We start from the raw sequence: 7,676 nt of genomic DNA, 5'->3' as shown, positions 1-7,676 counted from the left end.
ATATTGTTCGGTCCACAAAATACCCTCTCTTCTATAGTTTTAGGTATGTCTACTTCTATTTTACAATGAAGTTTGATAAAAGTGAAAAATATTTTAAAAAATATACAAAGATTTTACAATCCAGTTTTAATATCTTGCTTTAGATAAAAAAACAAACAATGTAGATTCAGGCATATTTTAACTACAATACTCTTATGTTAACTATGAAGATAAGATTTATCCAGCCAAATCAGAAATTAACGACGAGAGATAGGATTTATCCACGAGAAATAACTTTTAACCACACTGTTTGGGTATTAACCACGAAGAAATGCTTTATCCAGCTAATTCTGAAATTAACCACGAGAGATAGATTTTAACCACGCAATTTGAGAATTAACCACGATGATTTGCCTTATCCAGCTAATTCTGAAATTAACCACGGAGAAATTGGATTTAACCACACAATTTGAGAATTAACCACGATGATTTGCCTTATCCAGCTAATTCAGAAATTAACCACGAGGGATAGATTTTAACCACGCAATTCGGGATTTAACCACGGTGATTTGCCTTATCCAGCTAATTCTAAAATTAACCACGAGAGTTAGGATTTAACCACGAACAAAATCGTAATCAAACAAACGAATCACATAACTCAGTCCCCTACTTAATCCTAGGAAAAATAAAAGTCCTTCTGCTGGCTTAACCAGTAGAAGGACTTCGAATTTCATATTAATTTAATACTTCCATAACATTTTTAACAGATTCGACTGATTTATCTAATTCAGCTTTTTCATCAGCTGTTAATTCAAGTTCAATGACTTGTTCGATACCTTTACCACCCAATATAACAGGCACGCCAAGGTAAAGATCTTTATAGCCGTATTCACCTTCAAGATAGGCGATTGCTGGTAATACACGTCGTTGATCTTTAAGAATAGCTTCTGCCATTTCTGTTAGAGCTGCAGCTGGAGCATAATAAGCACTACCATTTCCTAGTAGTTCGACGATTTCTCCACCGCCTTTTCTTGTCCGTTCAACAATTGCATCTAAACGATCTTTCGGAATTAATGTTTCTAAAGGAATTCCGCCAGCATAAGAATAACGGATAAGTGGGACCATATCGTCTCCATGTCCACCTAATACAAATCCGGTAATATCTTTTACCGAAAGATTCAGTTCTTGTGCTACAAATGTGCGGAATCTTGCTGTATCTAAAATACCTGACTGCCCAATGACACGTTCTTTTGGAAATCCAGTTTCTTTAAAAATCGTGTATGTCATCGCATCAACAGGGTTAGATAATACAACAATGAATGTTTCCGGTGCATACTTTTTGATTTCTTGTGCTACTGATTTCATAATACTAGCGTTCGTGTTGACTAAATCGTCTCTACTCATTCCGGGTTTACGAGCAATCCCCGCTGTAACAATAACTAAATCAGAATCTTTAATATTTGCATAATCTGATGTACCAATAATATTCGCATCAAAACCTTGGACTGGGCTAGCTTCAAGCATATCTAATGCTTTTCCTTGTGTCGGTTTTTCCATTTGCGGAATATCGACTAATACTACATCACCAAGTTCTTTTTGTGCGACCATTAACGCAGTAGTTGCGCCTGTAAATCCTGAACCTACAATTGAGATCTTTCTTCGTTTAATAGCCATTAGAAAATCCCCATTTCTTTTGAAAGGTTGTTCAAAAAGTCTAATAAAAATACAATTTCACGTATAAAACAAGCTCGTGTCGGCGTTGCTAAGTCGTTTGAATAAAACGATCCTAGCGCACCAACAACTTTAGCCGTTCTCGATCCTTTTTATCTTACTTTTGAATACCATTTTATTGATTTACATGTTTTTGATTAGTTCATCCGCAAATTCAGAACATTTTACTTCTGTTGCTCCATCCATTAAACGAGCAAAGTCATACGTGACAACTTTTGAAGAAATAGTTTTGTCCATAGAATTAGTAATTAAATCAGCCGCTTCTTTCCATCCTAAATGTTCTAACATTAAAACACCAGATAAAATAACAGATGATGGGTTCACTTTATCAAGACCTGCATATTTTGGTGCAGTTCCGTGTGTAGCTTCAAAAATTGCATGTCCTGTATCGTAGTTAATATTCGCACCAGGAGCAATTCCAATTCCACCAACTTGAGCCGCTAATGCATCTGAAACATAATCTCCATTTAAGTTCATTGTAACAACTACATCAAACTCATTCGGACGAGTTAAAATTTGTTGTAAGAAAATATCTGCAATTGCATCTTTAACGATAATTTTTCCAGCTTTTTCAGCTTCGTCTTGTGCTTTGTTTGCAGCGTCTTTACCATCTTTTTCAACAATGCGGTCATATTCTGCCCATGTGAATACTTTATCACCAAATTCTTCTTCAGCAACTTCGTATCCCCAATTTTTAAATGCACCTTCTGTAAATTTCATAATATTTCCTTTATGAACAAGCGTTACACTTTTACGACCTTCAGAAATTGCATATTCAATACTAGCGCGAACTAAACGCTTTGTTCCTTCTTCAGAAATTGGTTTAATTCCAATTCCAGAAGTTTCAGGGAAACGAATATTTTTAACGCCCATTTCATTTTGTAAAAAGTCAATTACTTTTTTAACTTCAGGTGTTCCTTGCTGCCACTCAATTCCTGCATAAATATCTTCCGTATTTTCACGGAAAACTACCATATCTACGTCTTCTGGATGTTTAACAGGTGATGGCACTCCTGTATAATGGCGAACTGGACGTAAGCAATTATATAGATCAAGTTCTTGACGAAGGGCAACGTTTAATGAACGAAAACCACCGCCAATAGGAGTAGTTAAAGGCCCTTTAATTGCAATTTTGTATTCTTCAATAGTATCAAGCGTTTCTTGTGGTAACCATTCTCCAGTTTTATTAAATGCTTTTTCACCAGCAAAAACTTCTTTCCAAGCAATTTTCTTTTTGCCGTCGTATGCTTTTTCAACAGCTGCATCCAAAACTCGACTTGCAGCAGCCCAAATGTCAGGACCAGTTCCGTCTCCTTCGATAAATGGGATTACTGGATTATCTGGTACTTGCAATACTCCATTTTCTACAACAATTTTATCAGTCATTAAATAAAACCTCCTAGTAATATTTGTATAACCTTTCACAAGGAATCGACTTACGATTTATTTATCCGGATTATTAAGTTACAAGTGTTCTAAAATCTCTTTCTCTATAAGCATATAGATATAATTATGTACTATCTACAGCAAAATAATAGCCGGGGATACCGGCTATTACAGTAAGCCAGCTTCCCTGACTTATTAATTACGCTCTTCTACTGGTACAAATTCACGTAAACCTGGACCAGTATACTTAGCACGTGGACGAATTAGGCGGTTATTATCATACTGTTCTAAAATATGCGCTAACCATCCCGACATCCGGCTTACCGCAAAAATAGGTGTAAATAAATCATGATCTATCCCTAAACTATGATATACAGAAGCGGAATAAAAATCAACATTTGCAGGTAGCCCTTTATGTTCTTTAATGTACTTTTCAATTTCTACGGACATATTGTACCATTTTTCTTGTCCTCTTAACTTTGTTAACTCCTTAGACATTTTTTGCAAGTGTTTTGCACGTGGATCTCCTGAGCGATATACACGGTGACCCATTCCCATGATAAGTTCTTTATTTTCTAATTTTTTCTTAATATAAGGAATTGCATTCTCTTCTTCTCCGATTTCAAGAAGCATCGCCATAACTTGTTCGTTCGCTCCACCGTGTAGAGGTCCTTTTAATGCACCGATTGCAGCAGTAATACCAGAATATACATCAGATAAAGTAGCAACACATACTCTAGCTGTAAAAGTGGAAGCGTTTAACTCGTGGTCTGCATGAAGAACTAATGCTTTATCAATTGCTTCAACTTCAATATCTTCGCCTTCTTTTCCGTTTAACATATAAATAAAGTTTTCAGCAAAGCTTAGGTTTTTCTTAGGTGTTACTGGATCCTTACCTTGACGAATTCTTGATAAAGCTGTTACTATCGTGGAAACTTTTGCTTGTAGTCGAATTGCTTTTCGGTGGTTTGCATCTTTATCCATTACGTCCGCTTCTTCATCATACAATCCGAGTAAAGAAACCGCTGTACGAAGCGCTGCCATTGGGTGAACCTTTGTTAAATCATAGGAACGTAAATGGTCATAAATCGCTTCAGGTACTTCCATTTCATTTGCAAGTTCTGTACGAATCTCATTCAATTGTTCTTGAGTTGGAAGTTCACGATTCCATAATAAGTACACAACTTCTTCAAAAGTAGCGTTTTCTGCCAAGTCATCAATCGAATACCCCGCATATGCTAGCTTATCATCGATAATAGAACAAATTGATGACTCTGTAGCAATAACCCCTTCAAGTCCTCTTGTAGCTGTCATAACTAATCTCTCCTTTTTATAATTTAATTCTGTTTAAAATTGAATGATAAATATATATGATATATTTTAAAGCTTTTCTTTAAAAATTATTATAAAGGATTTTTCCTCTAAAGTGAATTGAAAGCTATTACAAACTGTTGGTTTTTCTTGGTTTTCTCAAATAAATTATAAGGGATCACTAAAGAATTCTGACCATTTACGCACTCTTTTTGACATATAAAGTCTATAAAATAACTATTGAACATATAGTAGGAAAAGAGGGTATTTACTATTTTCATAGAATTTTTTGATTAAAAGAGGGTAAATAATGGATAACCAATTTATTATAAAATTTCTGCGGTTTTTATCTGTTTCCGCAATCTTGGTCGGATTTTTTTTAATAGGAAAATATACGTTTATTTATATTTATCCATTTATTATTGCACTGCTTGTCGCCTTCATTCTAAATCCGCTTGTTACTAAAATACAATTCAAATGGAAACTTAACAGAACGATAGCTACATTATTTACAATGATGAGTTTTTTTACATTATTTACTACCGGCTGTTTCTTTTTATTAAAAAGATTGCTGGAAGAGTCAACTTCTTTAGTTGAGTCATTACCAGAACAATTTAAAAATATTAAATTACTATTAACGGAAATAGGACAAGCTTATCTGTTGCCGGCTTACGAGAAGCTAACTAAAACGATAACTTTCCTGCCACCTACTGAAGAAATTGATATTGATCAGTATATCCACCTAATGATAGATGAACTGGGATCATCTAGTTCTTACTTTTTAAAAAATATAATTTTATCAACTTCAACTGTTCTGTCATCTTTATCCTATGTTGGGACAATAATTATCTTTATATTATTAGCTTCATTTTTAATGACAAAAGATTTAGAGCAATTAAAAGTCCATTTGTACAACAATGTTCCCAAAAGATTTATTCAAAAATTACAGCCAATCTTTAAACACTTGAAAAGTTCTGTATTTGGCTTTTTGAAAGCACAAATAATTATTACAACAATTTCTAGTCTTATTGTAATGGTCAGCCTATTTATATTCAAGGTCGAAAACGTACTAATGATCACTTTAACAACATTCTTTGTCGATTTTATTCCATATGTAGGGATAGGTGCTATTTTTATACCATGGATCATTTATAATTTTTTCACAGAACAATACATCTTAACTATTCAATTATCTTGTTTATATATTGGAATTATTATTATAAGGCAAATTATTGAACCGAGAATACTCGCCTCTAGTATTGGTCTTCATCCTTTAGTTGCTTTAATTATTTTGTTTATTGGCATACAAAGTTTAGGTTTAATCGGTATTTTTATCACGCCAATTGCACTTATTATCATTAGTGCAATCTACCACGCAGGAATCGTCCATTATATTTGGCGGTTTATAAAGAATGGATAATTTAATCAGACTGGAGCAAAAGCGTTTAACTCAAAGGGAAATCCGAATGATAAATTATATTTCAAACTGTATCCGTAAACTGTTGAGTAAAGTTGGATAGTAATTGTCCTCCGCTACGGAAATACACTGCGCTTTCCACGGGCGGCTGATGAGCCTTCCTTGTGCTACGCACTGCGTTGTCTCACCTAGGCCTTTCCTCCCGTAGGAGTCTCCGTGTATTTCCTCCGCTGGGTGTGCTTGGTAAACAACTCTGCACAGTTTGTTACTACTATCTCAATGGTTGGTTGGAGCCGGAGGGCAGTCAACTCCTGTGGGAAAAGCACGTGTCTGAAGACTCAGAAGCAGTGGGTTTCTGCTTCAGAGGCTGAAACCGTGCCCACGGAAAGCGTACTGCCCGGAGGCGGAAATCAACGAAGCTGTTACTAGGTTTTTAAGTTTTCACTACTGCACAGTTTCCTTCAACTACGTATGAAGAGCCGACAGTTTGAATAGTATCATCATAAACTTTCTTCTATTACCATTCATCTTTGGAGTAAAACATTTAGATATATCCTAGTCTTGTTGAATTTGTTTACCATCTTCGGAAAATAATATTTCCTTTTGAGATTCTTTTTAGGATTAAGAATATGATTAACTTCTTAAATGGAGGTCTTGTCCAAGGGAGGACTAATAAAAACCCAAGAAAATCCGTCACAAATCCGGGGGCTAATAAAAGTATGCCCCCAAGAATGATACAAATTCCATCGATTATTTCTTCTCTAGGTACCTCTCGATTATACATCGCTAATTGTGCTTTTTTCCATGTTTCCAATCCTTCTTTTTTTACAAGCGCAGCCCCAATAATACTCGACAAGATAATGAGACCTACTACTGACCAGCCACCGATTGCGTTTCCACTCCAAATAAAAATGCCAATTTCTATTGCTGGTAGAAGGATAAAGATGAGAATGAACCAATACATAGGTATCGACCTTTCAGTTTAAATTCCTTTTGACTATATTTACATTATAGCACACTCGCATGTCCCTGGTGGATATTCCCTGTACCTCCATCAATTGTAATATCTTCACCATCTTTAATAATATTTAATGCATTTTCTACTCCTACGATAACTGGTATCCCTAAGCTAAGCCCCACTACAGCTGCATGTGAAGTTAATCCTCCTTCTTCTGTAATTAATCCACCAGCTCTTTTAATCGCCGGCATCATATCCTTATCCGTTGCGGAAGTGACAAGAATATCACCTTTATTTAATCTTTCATTTGCTTCTTGAATATCATTTGTAACGACTGTTTGACCATAAACATAGTTGCGTCCGATTCCTTGACCTGTTGCAATTACATTTCCGATAACATGAACTTTCATTAAGTTTGTGGTTCCACTCACTCCAACCGGTACGCCGGCAGTAATGATAACTTTACAACCTCTTGTAAATAACCCTGTTTCTAACCCTTTATTTACCGCTGTATCCAATAATTCATCCGTATCATTGATCTCTTCACTTAAAACAGGGTATACTCCCCAGACTAAAGTGAGTTGACGAAAGACATTTTTAGAAAAAGTAACAGCGATAATTGGTGCTTTTGGACGATATTTTGCAACCATTCGTGCAGAATGTCCACTTTGGGTAGGAGTGATAATAGCACTTACGCCTAAATTTTTTGCGGTATGCGTTACAGATTGACTAATCGCATCCGTAATCGTCATAGAACTAGATTTGATTCGATGTTTCAATACCATTTCATGATCAAGTGCTGATTCTGTTTTAAGAGCAATTACATTCATCATTTTAACTGATTCAACCGGAAAATCTCCTGCAGCTGTTTCGCCAGATAACATAATTGCATCT

At 35.4% G+C, this 7,676-nt stretch carries 6 protein-coding genes; 1 reads left to right on the top strand and 5 read right to left on the bottom strand.

The genetic code is table 11. The features are described from left to right. Positions 1-714: 714 nt before the first annotated feature. The 3 genes from mdh to citZ form a co-directional block, all read right to left on the bottom strand. Positions 715-1,653 carry a malate dehydrogenase gene (mdh, locus tag ACPYKA_RS16620; protein ID WP_479543336.1) on the bottom strand — a complete coding sequence of 313 codons (939 nt, stop codon included), beginning with the start codon at positions 1,651-1,653 and terminating at the stop codon, positions 715-717. Between the two features lie 180 nt (positions 1,654-1,833). Next, entirely contained in the window at positions 1,834-3,096 is a 1,263-nt protein-coding gene (gene icd / locus ACPYKA_RS16615) for an NADP-dependent isocitrate dehydrogenase (RefSeq protein ID WP_479543335.1), read from the bottom strand. A 195-nt stretch (positions 3,097-3,291) separates the two neighbouring features. Next, on the bottom strand, positions 3,292-4,410 hold the full coding sequence (gene citZ / locus ACPYKA_RS16610) for a citrate synthase (protein ID WP_479543334.1): 1,119 nt from the start codon (positions 4,408-4,410) through the stop codon (positions 3,292-3,294). A gap of 307 nt (positions 4,411-4,717) precedes the next feature. On the opposite strand from citZ, the gene ytvI reads away from it, so the two are divergent. Then, complete coding sequence (gene ytvI / locus ACPYKA_RS16605) at positions 4,718-5,827, top strand: sporulation integral membrane protein YtvI (protein ID WP_479543333.1); 1,110 nt, start codon at positions 4,718-4,720, stop codon at positions 5,825-5,827. 571 nt (positions 5,828-6,398) lie between these two features. Here ytvI and ACPYKA_RS16600 read toward each other — a convergent pair. Together ACPYKA_RS16600 and ACPYKA_RS16595 are read right to left on the bottom strand one after the other, a co-directional pair. Then, complete coding sequence (locus ACPYKA_RS16600; RefSeq protein WP_479543332.1) at positions 6,399-6,788, bottom strand: FxsA family protein; 390 nt, start codon at positions 6,786-6,788, stop codon at positions 6,399-6,401. A gap of 44 nt (positions 6,789-6,832) precedes the next feature. After that, a partial coding sequence (locus ACPYKA_RS16595; RefSeq protein ID WP_479543331.1) for a pyruvate kinase alpha/beta domain-containing protein occupies positions 6,833-7,676 on the bottom strand: 844 nt, incomplete at its 5' end.

This window comes from Pseudogracilibacillus amylolyticus (SeqCode) (assembly GCF_051918545.1).
Classification (GTDB): Bacteria; Bacillota; Bacilli; order Bacillales; family Amphibacillaceae; genus Pseudogracilibacillus.
Note: the sequence above shows the minus strand (reverse complement) of the source record. Positions and strands in the feature narration are given on the sequence as shown.

Excerpts from the sequence above, each read along its gene's own strand:
- citZ (WP_479543334.1), bottom strand. The coding sequence starts at position 4,410 with ATGACAGCTACAAGAGGACTTGAAGGGGTTATTGCTACAGAGTCATCA.
- ytvI (WP_479543333.1), top strand. The coding sequence starts at position 4,718 with ATGGATAACCAATTTATTATAAAATTTCTGCGGTTTTTATCTGTTTCC.
- icd (WP_479543335.1), bottom strand. The coding sequence starts at position 3,096 with ATGACTGATAAAATTGTTGTAGAAAATGGAGTATTGCAAGTACCAGAT.
- mdh (WP_479543336.1), bottom strand. The coding sequence starts at position 1,653 with ATGGCTATTAAACGAAGAAAGATCTCAATTGTAGGTTCAGGATTTACA.
- ACPYKA_RS16600 (WP_479543332.1), bottom strand. The coding sequence starts at position 6,788 with ATGTATTGGTTCATTCTCATCTTTATCCTTCTACCAGCAATAGAAATT.